Annotated in this window: 18 protein-coding genes and 1 riboswitch; all 18 genes read right to left on the bottom strand. The window is 43.8% G+C overall.

Annotation, left to right across the window (positions count from 1 at the left end; genetic code table 11):
* Window positions 1–32: 32 nt before the first annotated feature.
* The gene (gene ribH / locus J2Z20_RS02925; RefSeq protein ID WP_209845194.1) at window positions 33–500 is read right to left on the bottom strand and encodes a 6,7-dimethyl-8-ribityllumazine synthase; all 468 of its coding nucleotides are present in this window, start codon (window positions 498–500) and stop codon (window positions 33–35) included.
* A gap of 60 nt (window positions 501–560) precedes the next feature.
* Window positions 561–1,799, bottom strand: a complete 1,239-nt coding sequence (locus J2Z20_RS02920; protein WP_209845192.1) for a bifunctional 3,4-dihydroxy-2-butanone-4-phosphate synthase/GTP cyclohydrolase II — start codon at window positions 1,797–1,799, stop codon at window positions 561–563.
* A 23-nt stretch (window positions 1,800–1,822) separates the two neighbouring features.
* Window positions 1,823–2,488, bottom strand: coding sequence for a riboflavin synthase (ribE, locus tag J2Z20_RS02915; RefSeq protein ID WP_209845190.1), 666 nt, complete (start codon window positions 2,486–2,488; stop codon window positions 1,823–1,825).
* A gap of 293 nt (window positions 2,489–2,781) precedes the next feature.
* Window positions 2,782–2,955: riboswitch (FMN riboswitch) on the bottom strand.
* A gap of 204 nt (window positions 2,956–3,159) precedes the next feature.
* Window positions 3,160–3,597 carry a peptidylprolyl isomerase gene (locus J2Z20_RS02910; RefSeq protein WP_209845188.1) on the bottom strand — a complete coding sequence of 146 codons (438 nt, stop codon included), beginning with the start codon at window positions 3,595–3,597 and terminating at the stop codon, window positions 3,160–3,162.
* A 192-nt stretch (window positions 3,598–3,789) separates the two neighbouring features.
* Window positions 3,790–5,127, bottom strand: coding sequence for a diaminopimelate decarboxylase (gene lysA / locus J2Z20_RS02905; protein WP_209845186.1), 1,338 nt, complete (start codon window positions 5,125–5,127; stop codon window positions 3,790–3,792).
* Window positions 5,128–5,251: 124 nt separating this feature from the next.
* The gene (locus tag J2Z20_RS02900) at window positions 5,252–6,814 is read right to left on the bottom strand and encodes a spore germination protein (RefSeq protein WP_245251962.1); all 1,563 of its coding nucleotides are present in this window, start codon (window positions 6,812–6,814) and stop codon (window positions 5,252–5,254) included.
* A 68-nt stretch (window positions 6,815–6,882) separates the two neighbouring features.
* Entirely contained in the window at window positions 6,883–7,305 is a 423-nt protein-coding gene (locus J2Z20_RS02895) for a stage V sporulation protein AB (RefSeq protein ID WP_209845182.1), read from the bottom strand.
* Window positions 7,305–7,946, bottom strand: a complete 642-nt coding sequence (locus J2Z20_RS02890) for a stage V sporulation protein AA (RefSeq protein WP_209845180.1) — start codon at window positions 7,944–7,946, stop codon at window positions 7,305–7,307. Before J2Z20_RS02890 ends, J2Z20_RS02895 begins: the two co-directional genes overlap by 1 nt.
* A gap of 147 nt (window positions 7,947–8,093) precedes the next feature.
* On the bottom strand, window positions 8,094–8,849 hold the full coding sequence (gene sigF / locus J2Z20_RS02885; RefSeq protein ID WP_209845178.1) for an RNA polymerase sporulation sigma factor SigF: 756 nt from the start codon (window positions 8,847–8,849) through the stop codon (window positions 8,094–8,096).
* A gap of 12 nt (window positions 8,850–8,861) precedes the next feature.
* A complete protein-coding gene (gene spoIIAB, locus J2Z20_RS02880; protein ID WP_209845176.1) occupies window positions 8,862–9,308 on the bottom strand; it encodes an anti-sigma F factor in 447 nt (148 codons plus the stop codon).
* Window positions 9,305–9,658, bottom strand: coding sequence for an anti-sigma F factor antagonist (gene spoIIAA, locus J2Z20_RS02875; protein WP_209845174.1), 354 nt, complete (start codon window positions 9,656–9,658; stop codon window positions 9,305–9,307). The genes spoIIAB and spoIIAA overlap by 4 nt, the downstream gene beginning before the upstream one ends.
* A 90-nt stretch (window positions 9,659–9,748) precedes the next feature.
* Window positions 9,749–10,948 carry a D-alanyl-D-alanine carboxypeptidase family protein gene (locus J2Z20_RS02870; protein ID WP_209845172.1) on the bottom strand — a complete coding sequence of 400 codons (1,200 nt, stop codon included), beginning with the start codon at window positions 10,946–10,948 and terminating at the stop codon, window positions 9,749–9,751.
* A 137-nt stretch (window positions 10,949–11,085) separates the two neighbouring features.
* Window positions 11,086–12,417: a pyrimidine-nucleoside phosphorylase gene (locus J2Z20_RS02865; RefSeq protein ID WP_209845170.1), complete on the bottom strand. Its 1,332-nt coding sequence runs from the start codon at window positions 12,415–12,417 to the stop codon at window positions 11,086–11,088.
* A gap of 29 nt (window positions 12,418–12,446) precedes the next feature.
* Window positions 12,447–13,310 carry a purine-nucleoside phosphorylase gene (locus tag J2Z20_RS02860; RefSeq protein ID WP_209845168.1) on the bottom strand — a complete coding sequence of 288 codons (864 nt, stop codon included), beginning with the start codon at window positions 13,308–13,310 and terminating at the stop codon, window positions 12,447–12,449.
* Window positions 13,311–13,337: 27 nt separating this feature from the next.
* Window positions 13,338–14,162 carry a purine-nucleoside phosphorylase gene (locus J2Z20_RS02855; RefSeq protein ID WP_209845166.1) on the bottom strand — a complete coding sequence of 275 codons (825 nt, stop codon included), beginning with the start codon at window positions 14,160–14,162 and terminating at the stop codon, window positions 13,338–13,340.
* 25 nt (window positions 14,163–14,187) lie between these two features.
* Entirely contained in the window at window positions 14,188–15,381 is a 1,194-nt protein-coding gene (gene deoB, locus J2Z20_RS02850) for a phosphopentomutase (protein ID WP_209845164.1), read from the bottom strand.
* A 100-nt stretch (window positions 15,382–15,481) separates the two neighbouring features.
* Window positions 15,482–16,387, bottom strand: coding sequence for a site-specific tyrosine recombinase XerD (xerD, locus tag J2Z20_RS02845; RefSeq protein WP_209845162.1), 906 nt, complete (start codon window positions 16,385–16,387; stop codon window positions 15,482–15,484).
* 87 nt (window positions 16,388–16,474) lie between these two features.
* Window positions 16,475–16,711 (bottom strand): DUF4227 family protein, encoded by a 237-nt coding sequence (locus tag J2Z20_RS02840; protein ID WP_209845160.1) that lies wholly within the window; start codon window positions 16,709–16,711, stop codon window positions 16,475–16,477.
* Window positions 16,712–16,776: the final 65 nt, after the last annotated feature.

Here is a 16,776-nt window from a genome sequence, read left to right as displayed (position 1 = left end):
AGTACCTTAAAAGGTACTACATTAAATAAGCACTATTTTAACTGTTTCGTCAAGTTCGCCATTTCAATTGCCGCAACTGCAGAGTCCCAACCTTTATTTCCTGCTTTTGTGCCTGCACGTTCGATCGCTTGTTCAATGTTCTCCGTTGTAACAAGACCGAAGATTGTCGGTACTCCAGTTTTCAAGTTGATCGCTGCAACGCCTTTGGCAACCTCATTACATACATAATCATAATGGGTAGTTGAACCGCGAATGACTGTACCGAGCGTAATCACTGCATCGTACTTGCCGCTTTCAGCCATTTTCTGTGCAACGAGCGGAATTTCAAACGCACCAGGTACCCACGCTACATCCACTTCGTTATCTTGTACCCCGTGACGCGTTAATGCATCAAGCGCTCCATCAAGCAATTTCTTCGTAATAAATTCATTGAAACGTCCTACGACGATACCATATTTTAGTCCTTCGGAGACTAAACGACCTTCAAAGACTTGTGCCATATTAAAATCAACCTTTCTGATATGAATGTAAATGGATTAAAAATAACTGTATAAAATTGGTTAAACGTCTGCACTTTCATTTTGCTCGACATCATCAAATGTCATCAAATGTCCAAGCTTTGTTTTTTTTGTATGAAGGTAAGAAGTATTGTCCTCATTCTCTTTCATTTGAATAGGAACACGTTCCACCACTTCAAGGCCGTAACCTTCGAGTCCTTTAATCTTGCGAGGATTGTTCGTAAGCAGACGAATCTGACGAACACCTAGATCTTTCAGAATTTGCGCCCCAATACCATAATCACGCAAATCAGCTGGGAAACCAAGCTTCAAATTCGCATCTACTGTATCAAAGCCTTCCTCTTGAAGTTTATAAGCTTTCAGCTTGTTAATAAGGCCAATGCCCCGTCCTTCTTGACGCATATAGAGCAGAACTCCGTTGCCTTCAGCTTCAATCTGTCTGAGCGCAGCTGCGAATTGAGGTCCGCAGTCGCATCGATGGGAATGAAACACATCCCCAGTCAGACATTCGGAATGTACTCTAACGAGAACTGGCTTCGCAGGATCAATCGTTCCTTTGACGAGAGCAATATGTTCCTTCTGATCAACGTCATTCGTATAAGCAACCGCTTGAAAGACCCCGTAATCTGTCGGCATACGAACCTCAACTTCGCGTTTCACCAGTTTCTCTTTCTTATTGCGGTAATGAATCATATCTTTAATGCTGATCAATTTCAAATTGTGCTGACGCGCGATTTTGACCAGATCAGGAAGTCTTGCCATTGTTCCATCTTCCTTAATGACTTCGCAAATAACACCTGCCGGATAAGATCCAGCCATGCGGGCTAAATCAACAGCTGCTTCTGTATGGCCTGCGCGTCTTAGAACGCCGCCCTTCTTAGCGATAAGTGGGAACATATGACCTGGTCTGCGGAAATCGCTTGGAGCCGCATTTGGATCCATTAACGCTTTAACCGTAAGGGAGCGCTCATATGCGGAAATACCTGTCGTCGTCTGCACATGGTCAACGGAAACCGTAAACGCTGTTCCGTGGTTATCCGTGTTGTTCGTCACCATAGGCTTCAAGTCCAATTCCTCTGCACGCTCTTGCGTAATCGGCACGCAGACAAGACCTCTGCCCTCTGTAATCATGAAATTTATGACTTCTGGAGTTGCTTTATCCGCTAAAGCAATAAAATCGCCCTCATTCTCACGATCTTCATCGTCTACAACGATAACGACTTTACCGTTCATTAGATCTTGCAAAGCATCTTCGATTGAGTCAAATGTAAAATTGTCCATCACATTTTCCTCCCTATCTAATCTTATATAAATCCATTCTCTACGAGAAACCGTTCACTTATGGAAGGTGCTTCAGATCCATGTTCTTCCTGAGGACCTCTATAGTTTAATAAATGGTCAACATATTTGCCGAGAACATCACATTCGATATTGACTGTGTCCCCTGCTCGCTTCGTATTCAGTACAGTCTCAGCTAACGTGTGAGGAATAATTGAGACCGTAAATGATGACGATGTCGATTTCACAACGGTTAAACTTGTGCCATCTAATGTGATTGAGCCTTTAGGAATAATATATTTGAACATAGACGGTTGATGCGGTGCAATTTCATACACCACAGCGTTCTGATCTGAAGTGATGCTCTTAATTGTACCCGTTCCATCTACGTGTCCTTGAACAATATGTCCCCCGAACCGTCCGCCAGCGCTCATGGCACGCTCTAAATTCACTTTGCTGCCAATCTGCAGTTCTTTCAAATTACTGTGCCTATAGGTCTCGGGCATTACATCAACCGTAAAGGAATTACCTTCGATGGAGGTCGCAGTTAGACATACGCCATTCACTGAGATGCTGTCTCCGATATGAATATCATTCATGATGACAGATGCGGAAATGCTGAGAACCATCGCTTCCCCTTTACGGGTAATTCGCTTCATCGTTCCTACCTCTTCCACCAATCCAGTAAACACGAGCAATTCCCCTCCTTTATTCCAAACTAAAAAGCCCCATTCGGATTGTTAGTCCAAAAGGGGCTGATGAGAGCATTAAATAAACGCACTGCAGGAAGCCAATACAAGTGTTACAGTAAGATGATTATGCCGAATTGGTTAAGAGAAAAAATACGGCACCAAATAAACTGTGTATCCACACAGTATGTACACCATCTAAATGAGAAAACCAATACATGAGATACATGAGATTGGCTTACTTGTATTAAAGCACATCCGCACATACTTAAATATACGGGTTCACCGCTTCTTTGCGTTTCCTTCTCCCATCCAGACTATACTGTCGGTCCCGGACTTGCACCGGGTCAGCCGAACGCTCATATCAATCAAGCGTGCGGGTCACGGACTAAGCCGTATATATGCCTCATATAGGCTCTACATACGTCATCACCGTCGGTAGGGAATTTCACCCTGCCCCGAAGGAAAGTATGATTTTAGTGTAGTTTATCACAAATGAATAATCGATATCAAATGGAGCGAATCATATTCAATCGTGGAACTTACTACGAGAGCAATATTATCACGTTGAAAATTAAAAAGCAAGTGTGGAAACTATACCTACTTACTATTTTATATGAAAATAGACCGTCTGCCTTAAAGGCGGGCGGTCTATTCAGCATGACAATGAAATATTATTGCTCGTCCCAAACTCTAACTTCTTGCATTTTATCATGAGGACGGATTTGATCGACATATTCCATACCATTCACAACTTTACCAAATACAGTGTGGACTCCATCCAAGTGCGGTTGTGGTTCATATACGATAAAGAATTGGCTGCTGCCTGTATCTCTACCCGCATGAGCCATGGAAAGAACCCCTCTCTCATGTTTGGTTACGTTTGTTGCTGTTTCACATTTAATGGTGTAGCCAGCACCGCCTGTACCGTTCCCTACAGGGCATCCGCCTTGTGCAACGAATCCAGGGATTACACGGTGGAATGTAAGTCCATCATAAAAACCGGAGTTTGCTAATTTTTCAAAGTTTGCAACAGTATTAGGGGCTTCATTTGGCAAAAATTCGATTTCTACGACGCCGCCTTTTTCAAGCACAATTTTACCTTTTTTCAATGCTAACACTTCCTTTATCACAAATGTGTATATTGAACCAGAGCTGTTTCCGCTAATCATTAGGGTATTTTACTCCGTGCTCTCCAATTTTACATGATATCGTCTGGTATATTCAACTTTTATTCATAGAGTCGCTCACTTTAAAATGAAAAAGACCTGACATAGATGTCAGGTCTTTCACCAGATTCTATATTATTTCAAACCAGCAACCGGCTCTTTAGCAATGCGCTCTGGAATCAGATCATTGGCAATAATATCTTGAAGAGATTCTCTCTTCACGACAAGATCACTTTGTCCATCCTTAACGAAAACAACAGCTGGTCTGCGAATACGGTTGTAATTGCTAGCCATGGAATAGTTGTAGGCACCTGTACAAGCGACAGCGAGCAAATCACCTGTATTCACTTTCGGAAGCTCAACATCCCAGATGAGCATATCTCCGCTCTCACAACATTTACCTGCAATAGACACTGTCTCTTCGGCAGGATCATTTGCACGATTCGCAAGCATTGCTTCATACTTCGATTGATACAATGCTGGGCGAGGGTTGTCGGTCATCCCTCCATCCACAGCAACGTATTTGCGAACTCCAGGAATTTCTTTGCTTGTTCCGACTGTGTAAAGTGTTGTTCCCGCATCGCCTACGATACTGCGGCCTGGCTCTACCCAAATTTCAGGGAGCTCCTTGCCAATCGTCGCAAAGTGCTGCTTAACGGCATCCGTAATCGCTTTGATATAGTCAGAAACAGCGAGAGGGGTATCTCCGTCAACATAACGGATACCGAATCCGCCGCCGAGGTTCACAACTTTAAACGTAATTCCGAGATTGTTGTTAATGACCCGCGCAAAATCAGCTACACGTTCTACAGCAAGCTGGAATCCTTCCACTTCGAAAATTTGGGATCCAATATGAGAATGTACTCCAAGCAAATTGAGATTGCTTTGCTCCGCAGCAATATTTACCGCTTCGAATGCGGAGCCGTTGCCAATGTCAAAACCGAACTTCGAGTCCGTTTGGCCTGTTGAAATATATTCGTGCGTATGAGCCTCTACCCCTGGTGTTACGCGGAGTAAAATATTCACTTTACGGTTATTTTCCGCTGCGATCGCTTGCAGTAAATGAAGCTCTACGAAATTGTCCACTACGAAACAACCAATCTCAGCATCAATTGCCATTTGAATTTCTTCCGGTGTTTTGTTGTTTCCGTGAAAATGAATGCGATGAGCTGGGAAGCCTGCTTGCAAAGCGGTATACAGTTCGCCTTCCGAAACGACATCAAGAGACATTCCTTCCTGTTCAGCGAGTCTGCACATCGCCATTACGCTGAATGCTTTGCTGGCATAGGCAACTTGAAATTTCAGCCCTGAAGCGCGAAAAGCTTCTACATACTGACGACAGCGCTGACGAACAAGCTGCTCATCAACAATATATAATGGAGTACCGTATTTTGCTTTCAAATCTGTAACATCGCATCCGCCAATTTCAAGATGACCTTTTGCATTTATCGTGCTTGTACCGTGTAAATACATTGCAACAATCCTCCACTTTCAATGGAAATATAAAAATTCCATCCGAAATTTTTACACAAGTATAGCAAATAAATAGCGATGTTAAGATGGATTAAATTACAAAACATTTGTGTTTTTTGTTCAGTCAGTTTCCTTCGGACGGGTTTTCTGGCATACGAGTATTATCACGCGTCTTGTTGAAAGACGGACGTTTCTTTAATCCCAGTACAGGTCTCCGCAGCAAGGTTGAGGCAAAAGCCTTTGCATTAAATGGTATAAACGGCCACAGATATGAAGAATTGTACGACCGGTGCGTCGCCAGCAATATAATAAACAACGTCGTTCCAATGACAAGCCCTGGCATTTTGAAAATCGCAACCGCAATAAGTAATAATAACCGAACCAAGCGGTTTGCAAGCCCCAATTCGTAGCTCGGCGTTGCAAACATTCCGATCGCAGCCACAGCCATATACAGCACGACTTCATTCACGAACAAGCCCGATTTGACTGCGATGTCACCGATAAGAATGGCTGCAATGAGACCCATTGCAGAAGCAAGCGGAGTCGGTGTATGTACAGCGGCCATCCTCATCAGGTCAACCCCAAATTCAACCATAAGAAACTGCACGATGAGCGGAATTTTCGCCGTATCGTGCGGGCCGATAAAATCAAGCGCAGGCGGCTTATACTGCGGATTTGCAACAAGCAAAAGCCAGAGAGGCAATAAGAACAATGAAGCCAAAATGCCTGCAAAACGGATCCATCGCAAATACGTACCCATAAACGGCGTCTGCCTATTTTCTTCTGCATGCATGCACAAATCAAAGAAAGTACTTGGCATAATCATAACGCTGGGAGAAGTGTCCACTAATACTACGATTCTTCCTTCCAGCAAATGCGAAGCTACGACATCAGGGCGCTCCGAATATCGGACCAGCGGATAAGGATGCCATCCTTTGTTAACAATTGCTTCTTCCAATTGCTTATCTGCAAGTGGAAGACCTTCTAAATTAACTGCTTGAATCTTCTCCTTTATTTTGTCAACCTGAAGTTTATCCACGATATCGTCGATATAAGCAACACATACATCCGTACGTGTTCTTCTTCCCACGGGCATAATCTCGAGCTTGAGTCCGGGGTCGCGCACACGCCGGCGAACAAGCGCCACATTAAACAGTAATGTCTCCGTAAAGCCATCTCTTGAACCGCGGACGACTTTCTCAAGGGATGGTTCTTCTGGTGACCGGACCGGAAATATTCTCGTATCAATGGCGATAGCCGCTCTCTCGCCTTCAATAAATAAAGCACTCATTCCCATAAGCACTTTATTGATAACCTGACTTAATTTCTCAACACGCTCCACCTGAATATGCGGGACATAGCATTCAAAAAACGATTTAAACGCGTTTGCGGACACTTCTTCCGGAGTCAAAAAAGACAGCCGTTTTAAAATTTCAGTCAGGATGACGGAGTTCGTTAAACTATTCGCATAAAACAGCCCCGTCTGCCGGCCTCCAAACGTCATCTCACGAAACAACAGATCAAATGACTTTCCGAGAGAAACGACTTCCTGAAGCGTCTTTTTATTTTCTGTTAAATGCAAATTGATTTCGTCTTTTCCCTGCCAATAAACAATAGACTCTTCCACAGAATCCGACATTTCTGCTTCACGTTTTTGGTTCATAAATTGCTCTTTATCTGTATTCATCGATAGGCGAGAGTGTTCATTGCTGACTTGCTTTCCGTTCTTTTCCATACGCATTTCCCTCCTATATGCTATTTCAGAAACATAAGCCAATCAAACAAGGAGCCTGCAATTTTCCCGATCACCATAGCCATAAGCAGACCAACAAGATAATTTTTCATTTTCAATCTTCTCGCCAAAATCGGCAAAATATTTAATATCTCTGTCAGCGCAGCCGACAACATACCGACGAAAATGCCGCAAAACAAGCCGGCGACGATTGTAAATGCAGGGATGCCTGGCAGCTTCCAATTCCAAAAATCCGAGACTGTACCTATAACCGAGCCGCTAATTAATGCCCCCTCATACCAATGAACTTTATGATAAGAACGCGTTAACTGTGCTAGCCGAGGAATGATATCCAGCACAATGACAAGCGCTATAGCTCCCCCTCCAACCGCAATTCCCCCAGCAATCCCTAAGATTACATAGAAAATAGCGAGCATTACACTCATTAAGGAGAATCCTCGGGAGGCTTCGTATTATGAATTCGCTTATATTCCTCGGTAATCGCATATTGATTCAAGCTTTCTTGGTAGAGAAACATTTCAACTTCAAGAGGAGTCGGTTCCTCATTCCACTTTTTCTTAAAAAGGTGATTAAAGAACAAGATCATCCCAAATCCGATGCCAAAAGAGTAAGCTACCTGAAACAGATAAGGATGTTCGTCTCTTCTGCCTGAAATAATCTCCACAATTCGAATTTGAACTTCTTTCATGTTGACGTCCGCATGGAAGTTCATAATGGTGAGTGCAGAGCCGAAAAATAAAAGAATCCACACGAGGACAAACATAAATACGGAAGGTTTCTTCTCATCTACAGTCATTTCTACCATGACATGCGGCTCCCCCATATATTCCACTTTTACTTCCGGGAGAATTTGTTTGATGGAACGGATGATCTGCATCATATCAATCAATATAAGTTTGCCGTCCTGCTCTTTAGGGTCATATAATTTTAAGTCTCTAAGCGAAGACTCCCATTCTGGGTCCGTCAATATATGCGCAACATGTCCAAGCGTAATAATGGTGCCCTTAGGCAGCTGAATATGTCTGCGAAGCCGTAAGTAGACCGTGGGAGTGTAACTTTGTTGCATGAAGGTTCACTCCTTAAGTGCTATTTACAACTTAGTATGACTTTTCATAAATAAATCTAGTCGCTTGCATGAATTCCATTTATGGGGAAAATAAACAAAGAGGCTATTGATAAATGCCTGAAATGACATTTATCAATAGCCTCTTATTTATTGAGCAATTTGATCACGAATTAACTGAAGTATTTTCTTCTCGAGCCGGGACACCTGCACCTGAGAAATACCAAGCCGACTGGCAACCTCAGACTGTGTCTGATCTCGGTAATATCTCAAGTATACAATGAGTTTCTCCCGCTCCGTGAGCCCTCCAATGGCTTCATGCAGCGCGAGTTTGTCGAACCAACGCTCTTGCGAATCGTCCGCAATTTGATCCATTAATGTAATCGGATCTCCGTCATTTTCAAATACAGTTTCATGGATAGAGGTCGGCGGTTTATTCGCTTCTTGAGCAAACACGACTTCCTCAGGCGACACACCAAGCTCTTCGGCTACTTCCTTGATCGTCGGCAAACGATCGAGGAGCTTGGAAAGTTCATCCTTCTTTTTTCGAACCTTATTCGCCATTTCCTTTAAAGATCGGCTGACCTTAAGCGTACCGTCATCCCGAAGAAAACGTTGGATCTCACCAATAATCATCGGAACCGCGTATGTGGAAAATTTGACTTCATACGTTAGATCAAATTTATCAACCGATTTTAAGAGCCCAATACAACCGATCTGAAACAAATCTTCCGGCTCATATCCCCGGTTCATAAAGCGCTGTACGACAGACCAAACCAGACGAATATTGCAGTTGACCAGCGTATCTCTAGCAACTTGATCACCAGACTGACTTAAATAGATCAACCGTTTTACTTCCGCATCATCTAAGTAGCTGTGTGAAGCTTGCTTCATATCGGCATCCATTAGCCCCAACCCCTAATTGTACAAAGCTTTTTTGGATTCAATCCTTTTCTTCATCCGAATGGATGTACCCGCGCCTGGCCTGCTTACCACTTCAAATTCATCCATAAAATTTTCCATGATCGTAAAGCCCATTCCTGACCGTTCTAACTCTGGCTTCGAAGTGTAGAGCGGCTGTTTGGCAAGCTCTAAATCTTCAATCCCTTGTCCTTTGTCTTCCACGACCAACGTTACCGTATCTAAGTCAATGCGGCATTCAATGTGAACGATGCCCTCAGGATTACTGTCATAACCGTGAATGATACAGTTGGTCACTGCTTCCGATACGACCGTTTTTAAATCCGTAAGCTCATCCATTGTTGGATCAAGCTGCGATATGAATGCGGCAACAGCGACTCTGGCGAACGATTCATTTTCCGACTTTGCAGCAAACTGCAGGGTCATAAAATTGCTTCCACTCATAGGGCGACCTCCAAACTCGAGAGTGCGGTCCCCTCGTTTTCATAAATCGGCATGATTTTGAACAATCCAGACATTTCAAACAAGCGATATACCGGGGGATTCACTCCGCATACGACCATTTTTCCGCCCTTTTGCTTGATTGACTTATATCTTCCGAGAATGATGCCTAGCCCAGAGCTATCCATAAACTGCAAATCTTTAAGGCTTAAGATCAAATGCTCACTTTGCCTGCGCACGATAGCATCATCGATCTGCATTCTTACTAGATCAGCAGTATGATGATCCAGCTCTCCAGAAAGACGGACGATTAACACATGCTTCTGATGTTCTAGTTCTACATTTACATTCACGTTTGTTCACTCTCCTCCCTGATAGAACAATGTGTTCTACGTTCGGAAAAGGAATTCCTGCCCTGCGACAAAACTAGAAGAAAAACGCTATCATTTTACAAAGAACAATTTAGAAGTCGTTCGTTTGAACAATGTCCACCATCCAGCTTTATTAATCGTAGTCGGAGACTTTAATTCATACTCCTTAAGTACTTGATCGCCTTGATAAACAACGAGTTTGCCGACAACCTGACCTTCTTTGACCGGAGCCATTAACTTCGCAGGAACTTGCAGCTCATGGCGAATTTCTGTCTTCTTTCCGCCCTTTTTAAGTAAAACGCTGTAGGATTGATCCGCTTTGAGCGTAAGTACAGCAGTTTTGCCTTTTTGAATTTTCACTTTACCTATTTCGTCGCCCAACTTGTAAATAGGGTGCATTGTATATTGAGCGAATGCATAATCAAACATTTTGGAAACTTCGTTATTACGTGTCTTTGTATTCGGCTCACCAAGAACGACTGCGACCACACGCATGCCATCCCTTAAAGCAGTTGCAGACAAGCAGAATTTAGCCTCTGAAGTATAGCCAGTCTTCAGTCCGTCTGCTCCGCTGTAGAAACGAACAAGTTTGTTCGTGTTCACAAGCCAGAACGGTTTCTCCGAATCTTTCCGAAGGTAATCTTGATAGGTACCTGTATATTTCGTGATATAGCTGTGCTTAAGTAATTCTCGGCTGATGACTGCAATGTCATGTGCGGAAGAGTAATGATTGTTCGCCGGCAAACCGTTGCAGTTTGCAAAGTGAGTGTCCTTAAGTCCTAACTGCTCCGCCCGTTCATTCATAAGTGCCACAAAAGCTTCTTCTGTTCCTGATATTTTCTCTGCCAGCGCCACGGAAGCATCGTTGCCAGAAGCCATCGCAACACCTTTGAGCAGATCATTTACCGTCATTTCTTCTCCAGGCTCCAAAAAGATTTGAGAGCCTCCCATAGAAGCGGCATAATCACTCGTCTGCACCTTGTCTTCCAGCTTGATCTTTCCTTCATCGATCGCTTCCATCGTAAGCAGCATCGTCATAATTTTCGTAATACTAGCGGGCGGTAATTTCTCATGACTGTTTTTTTCGTAAATTACAGTTCCGGTATCTGCATCCATCAAAATCGCTGAGCGGGCACTCGCCGCTAAATCCGAAGCCGAAGCTTTCTGAGATATCTTCTCAGAAGCCGCTTTTTCTTCAGCAAACCCCGAAAGCGGGAATGCTGTTATTGCTAACGACAGTGCAGCAACAACTGCCAAAAGCCATTTCTTCAAATAAGTCCCCTCCTACTAGGATACTTGATGTTCATAGTTATACTGGTAATTAGTGTCGACGGCAAAAGTGAAAATTATTCCAATAAAACAAAAAATCCGTAGGAAAATTCCTACGGATTTCAATATTTTCAGTTCATTTAGAACCGTTTTACTCCATCTTTCGTAACAAGCGCGTAAATGAGGGGCGGCTTCTTCACTTCATGATCTACAACACGGTACGCTTCAATAACTTTCTGCTCTACTTCACGAATCTTAGACTCATCATCCGTATTGGCATGAAGTACAGCAATCGTCTCGCCTGATTCAACATAATCTGCGACTTTCTTTGTGATGACGATGCCTACCGACAAATCGATAGCAGATTCTTTCGTCTCTCTTCCCGCTCCAAGCAGCATCGCTGCAATACCAATTTGTTCAGCTTGAATCGCTTCAACATAACCGTTGCCCATTGCCTTCACTTCAATTTGCCGTCTAGCGGATGGGAGCAAATCCGGGTTCTCAATCTGCGAAACATCGCCGTTCTGAGCTTTCACGAGCTGTTTAAGCTTGTCAAATGCAGCTCCATTCTCGATCAGCTTCTTCAATATCGTTCTTGCTTCCTGCTCATCCTTCGCTTTGCCGCCAAGAACTAACATGTGAGAGCCTAAGAAGAGGCATACTTCTTCCAAATCTTTAGGACCATTGCCTTGCAGCGTTGCAATCGCTTCTTTAATTTCAAGGGCGTTGCCGATTCCGAATCCGAGCGGCTGGTCCATATCACTAATTACAGCTACAGTCTGTCGTCCAACCTCGGTACCAATCTCCACCATCGCTTGAGCAAGCGAGATTGAAGCATCCAGCGATTTCATAAACGCGCCGCTGCCCGTCTTAACATCAAGAACAATCGCATCTGCGCCAGCTGCAATCTTCTTACTCATCACTGAGCTTGCAATGAGCGGAATAGATTCAACAGTTGCCGTAACATCTCGCAAACTGTACAGTTTCTTATCAGCAGGCGTAATATTTCCGCTTTGACTGATCACCGCAGCGCCTATACTGTTCACTTGGCTGAAAAATTGTTCGCGTGTCAGCTCGACCGAAAAACCAGAGATCGATTCAAGCTTATCGATCGTACCGCCGGTATGACCGAGTCCGCGGCCTGACATTTTAGCGACTGGAACACCAGCTGAAGCAACGAGCGGCGCAAGGACAACGGTCGTTTTATCCCCCACGCCTCCAGTGGAATGCTTATCTACTTTAATTCCATGAATTGGACTTAGATCAATTTGTTCGCCGGAGGAGGCCATTTCAAGCGTTAGATCGGCTGTCTCCCGCGGATTCATGCCTTGAAAGTATACAGCCATCGCCCAAGCGGACATTTGATAATCTGGAATTTCACCGCGGCTGTATCCTTTAATAAGAAACGATATCTCTTCACGTGTCAGCTCATGGCCATCTCTTTTTTTCTGAATAATATCTACAGCTCTCATGCTGAGTCTCCCCTTTATATGGAGTTTGTTTATACTTCACGGACAAAAGCACGGACAAGTCCAATAAACTTAGGCTTCGTATTATTGGCCACTCTCATGACTTGTTCATGGGTAAGCGGCTCTAATTCATCAGCAATCGCTAAATCGGTAATACAGGAAATACCTAGCACTCGCAGCCCTGCATGTCTCGCAGCGATCACTTCACCGACAGTAGACATCCCTATAGCATGTCCTCCGATCGTAACAAGCATATTCAACTCGGCAGGAGAGTTATAGGATGGACCGCTAATGCCGCAGTATACGCCCTCTTGAAGTGTTAACGTTGATCCATCCTCACCTTTAATCTGCTTACTTACTTTCTTAGCCAGCTCACGATATTCAGGATCATAGGCATGAGTCATGTCTGGGAATCTCACACCTAAGGATGGATCATTCGGCCCGATAAGCGGATTGTCCCCGGTCAAATTAATATGATCTGTAATAAGCATTAAATCGCCTGGTTTGAATGTTTTCTTCATTCCGCCAGCTGCATTTGTCATGATAACCGAATGTACGCCTAATTTACCCATAACGTATACAGGCAATACAACTTTACGCATGCTGTATCCTTCGTAATAGTGGAAACGACCTTGCATAATGATGACGTCTTTGCCTTCGAGGTTTCCAATAACGAATCGTCCAGCATGACCTTCTACTGTCGATTTTGGAAAGTTAGGAATCTCCTCATACGGAATAAACACCGCATTCTCGATTTGATCACCCAAATCCCCAAGTCCAGATCCTAATACTAATCCGATGGTTGGCTTGTAGGTTCCAAGTTTACTCTTTATGTAATCAGCAGCTTCCTCAATTTGCTTACCATATGATGCGTATTCATTAGCTTGAACAGTCATATTATTGTCTCCTCCGGGAAATCAAATTTACATATTCGGTATTACATCAAGAACAAGTGCTAGAAAGTGTTCACGAACACGATCCGCTGTTTCCATGACTTCGTCATGGGACAGCGGTTGATCCAAAATACCAGCAGCCATGTTCGTAATACATGAAATACCGAGTACTTCAATACCCGCATGGCGAGCCACAATAACCTCAGATACCGTTGACATTCCGACAGCGTCCGCCCCAAGAGTACGAAGCATTACAATTTCAGCTGGTGTCTCGTAGTTCGGACCGAGCAGTCCTGCATAGACACCTTCGCGAACTGAAATTCCTTTCTTATTAGCCGCTTCTTTCGCAAAGCCCCGTAACCGACGACTGTACGCTTCCGATAAATCCGGGAAACGTACACCAAGCGCTGGATCATTCGGCCCAATAAGCGGATTGCGTCCGGTTAAATTCAGATGATCTGAAATAAGCATAAGATCGCCTGGTTCAAAGGAAGTATTGACTCCGCCAGCAGCATTCGTGACGAGCAAACTCTTTACACCAAGCTCTTTCATCACTCTGACAGGAAATGCCGTCACTTCTGGGCCATATCCTTCATACATATGGAACCGGCCCTTCATCATAACGACAGTACGACCTTGAATAGTACCGATCAGCAGTTCGCCCGCATGTCCTTCAACGGTTGATTGCGGAAAGTGCGGAATATCATTATAAGCGATCGTTACCGCGTCCGTTATTAAATCAGCCAATATTCCAAGCCCTGATCCCAGAATAAGACCTACTTCAGGCTTTGCGTCCGTTCGGCTGCGAACGTAATCTGCCGCTTCTTTAATGACTGTTTGATTCATGATTGTCATATTTTTAATCTCCCCTGTTAATGTATTACTTTAATTGCGCGAGAAAACTTGAACCATACTGCGGTGCCTTGACGCCAAAATTGTCTGCAATCGTTGCTCCGACATCAGAGTAAGTCTCTCTAACGCCTAGACTGCCTGGTGCCTCAAGAGAAGGGCTGTATACAAGAAGAGGTACATATTCACGAGTATGATCTGTTCCGTGATGGATTGGATCGTTACCGTGGTCAGCCGAAATGATAAGCAGGTCATCGCGGCCAATTTTCGATTTTAACTCTGGCAATGCTGCGTCGAACTCTTCTAAAGCTCTAGCATAACCTTCCGGGTCACGGCGATGTCCATATAACGAATCGAAGTCCACTAAATTGGTAAATAACAGCCCGTCAAACGATTTCTCAAGCTGATCTATCGTCACTCGAATGCCATGCTCATTACTCTTTGTAGGATAGGATTCCGTAACGCCCTCGCCGGTAAAAATATCGTTGATTTTACCCACCGCGATTACATCTTTACCCGCATCTTTAAGCATGTTCATCACCGTTGGCGCTGGCGGTTTAACGGCATAGTCGTGCCGATTAGGAGTCCTTGTGAAATGACCTGGCTGACCTACATACGGACGAGCGATAACGCGTCCTACCGAGAACTCTGGAGCCATCGTCAGTCTGCGAGCAATTTCACAACCGCGGTAGAGCTCATCAAGCGGAATGACATCTTCGTGTGCAGCAATTTGAAACACACTATCGGCAGAAGTATACACAATCCACGCGCCTGTTCTCATCTGCTCTTCGCCGTATTCTACAAGAATATCTGTTCCTGAAGCCGCCTTGTTGCCAATCACCTTTCTGCCTGTTTCCTCCTCGAACTTACGAATAAGTTCTGCTGGAAAGCCGTCAGGGTATGTATTAAACGGTGTGTTAATTTTAAGCCCCATAAGCTCCCAATGACCTGTCATCGTGTCCTTTCCTACAGACACTTCCGCCATTTTTCCATAGTAAGCTTCTGGCTGATCTACTGGTGAAAGCGGCGGAATAGGGGAAATATTTCCCAGCCCCATCTTCTGCATATTAGGGAGCTTCACACCCGGCACTCTCTCAAGAATATGTCCGAGTGTATGAGCACCTGTATCTCCAAATTTAGGGGCATCAGGCAATTCACCAATTCCTACACTGTCTAGAACGATTAAACAAATCCGTTTAAATCTTTGCTCACTTTTGTCAGACATAACAGATGTCCTCCTTCAAATTGTAGTTTCATGATATTAATGCCCGCCAACAAAAAAACCATTCTTTTACGGCGAGTGCCAAAGAAATGGTTTACTCTGCTTAAGAGAAATTCAACTTTGCTCTCGGATGATGGCTTTCATATACCTCTTTCATATTTCTCTTTGTGACATGTGTATAAATTTGTGTTGTCGATATATCAGCATGTCCGAGCATTTCCTGAACAGATCTTAGGTCAGCTCCATTTTCAATCAGATGTGCCGCAAAAGAATGACGAAGCGTGTGCGGTGTAATATCTTTCTCTATTCCAGCTTCTTTCGCGTACTTCTTAAGGATTTTCCAGAAACCTTGGCGAGTTAGCCGCGTTCCAAGCTGATTAACAAATAGCGCCTGCTCATCAGTATGATGCTTTAACAGCTTAGGCCGCATTCCTTCTAAATACGACTGAATGCACTTCGCAGAAACCCCTGTCATTGGAATAATCCGCTCTTTTCCGGAATTCCCAATGCAGCGAACAAACTTTAACTCTCCATATATGTCATCTACATTTAACGATATAAGTTCAGACACCCGAATACCCGTTGCATAAATAAGTTCCAGCATTGCCTTATCCCGCATTCCTTGCGGAGTAGAATCATCGGGTGAACTAAGCAATCTTTCAACCTCATCTAGACTCAGTACTTGTGGCAGTTTCTTCTCGACCTTCGGTGTCTCCATATCTATGGAGGGGTCATGTGTCACAAGATGTTCTCTTATTAAATATTTAAAGAACAAGCGAATGGTTACCGCATTTCTTGTCATGGTAGATGCAGCTCTTCCTAATTGCTTCAGCTGCCCTAAGTACATCACAATATGTGACCTACCAATCTGCTCAGGAGAGGTAATATCACGTTTCTCAGCAAAAGATATAAAATGCGCAATATCTCGTTCATAGGATTCCAGCGTACTTTGAGATAATCCTTTTTCCTCTGATAAAAAATGAATAAAGGACCGTATATATTGCTTCATCTAATTTAGTAGCCCCTTTACCATCATTTCCTTATATTCATAACTATTCGGCATAAATCATAATTTTCCTGCAAAAGCACCGCTTCATTACTCGCCAAACCAGTAATAAAGTCTCAGGCGCTGAAGCAGCGAACTGTCCATGTCTTTCTGAAAATCAATCGTATCAAACACTCTAACGGCCGAGCCGTCAGGCACGCGGTAACGATCAACCGGGAATACCCAGTCGCCGAATAATACATATAATTTATACATTAATACCGTCAATGCAGCGAACACAATAAAATAGCGAATATATCTAAGCCATTTCCGCACAGAAATAATCATATTCATAGGCTCCTTTGATAGACATAGCCTGCTTAGCTTATTACATCATATGTGGACAAGATGCA

The organism is Paenibacillus sediminis (assembly GCF_017873765.1).
Lineage (GTDB): Bacteria > Bacillota > Bacilli > Paenibacillales > Paenibacillaceae > Paenibacillus_AG > Paenibacillus_AG sediminis.
This window is presented reverse-complemented; position numbering and strand designations above follow the sequence as displayed.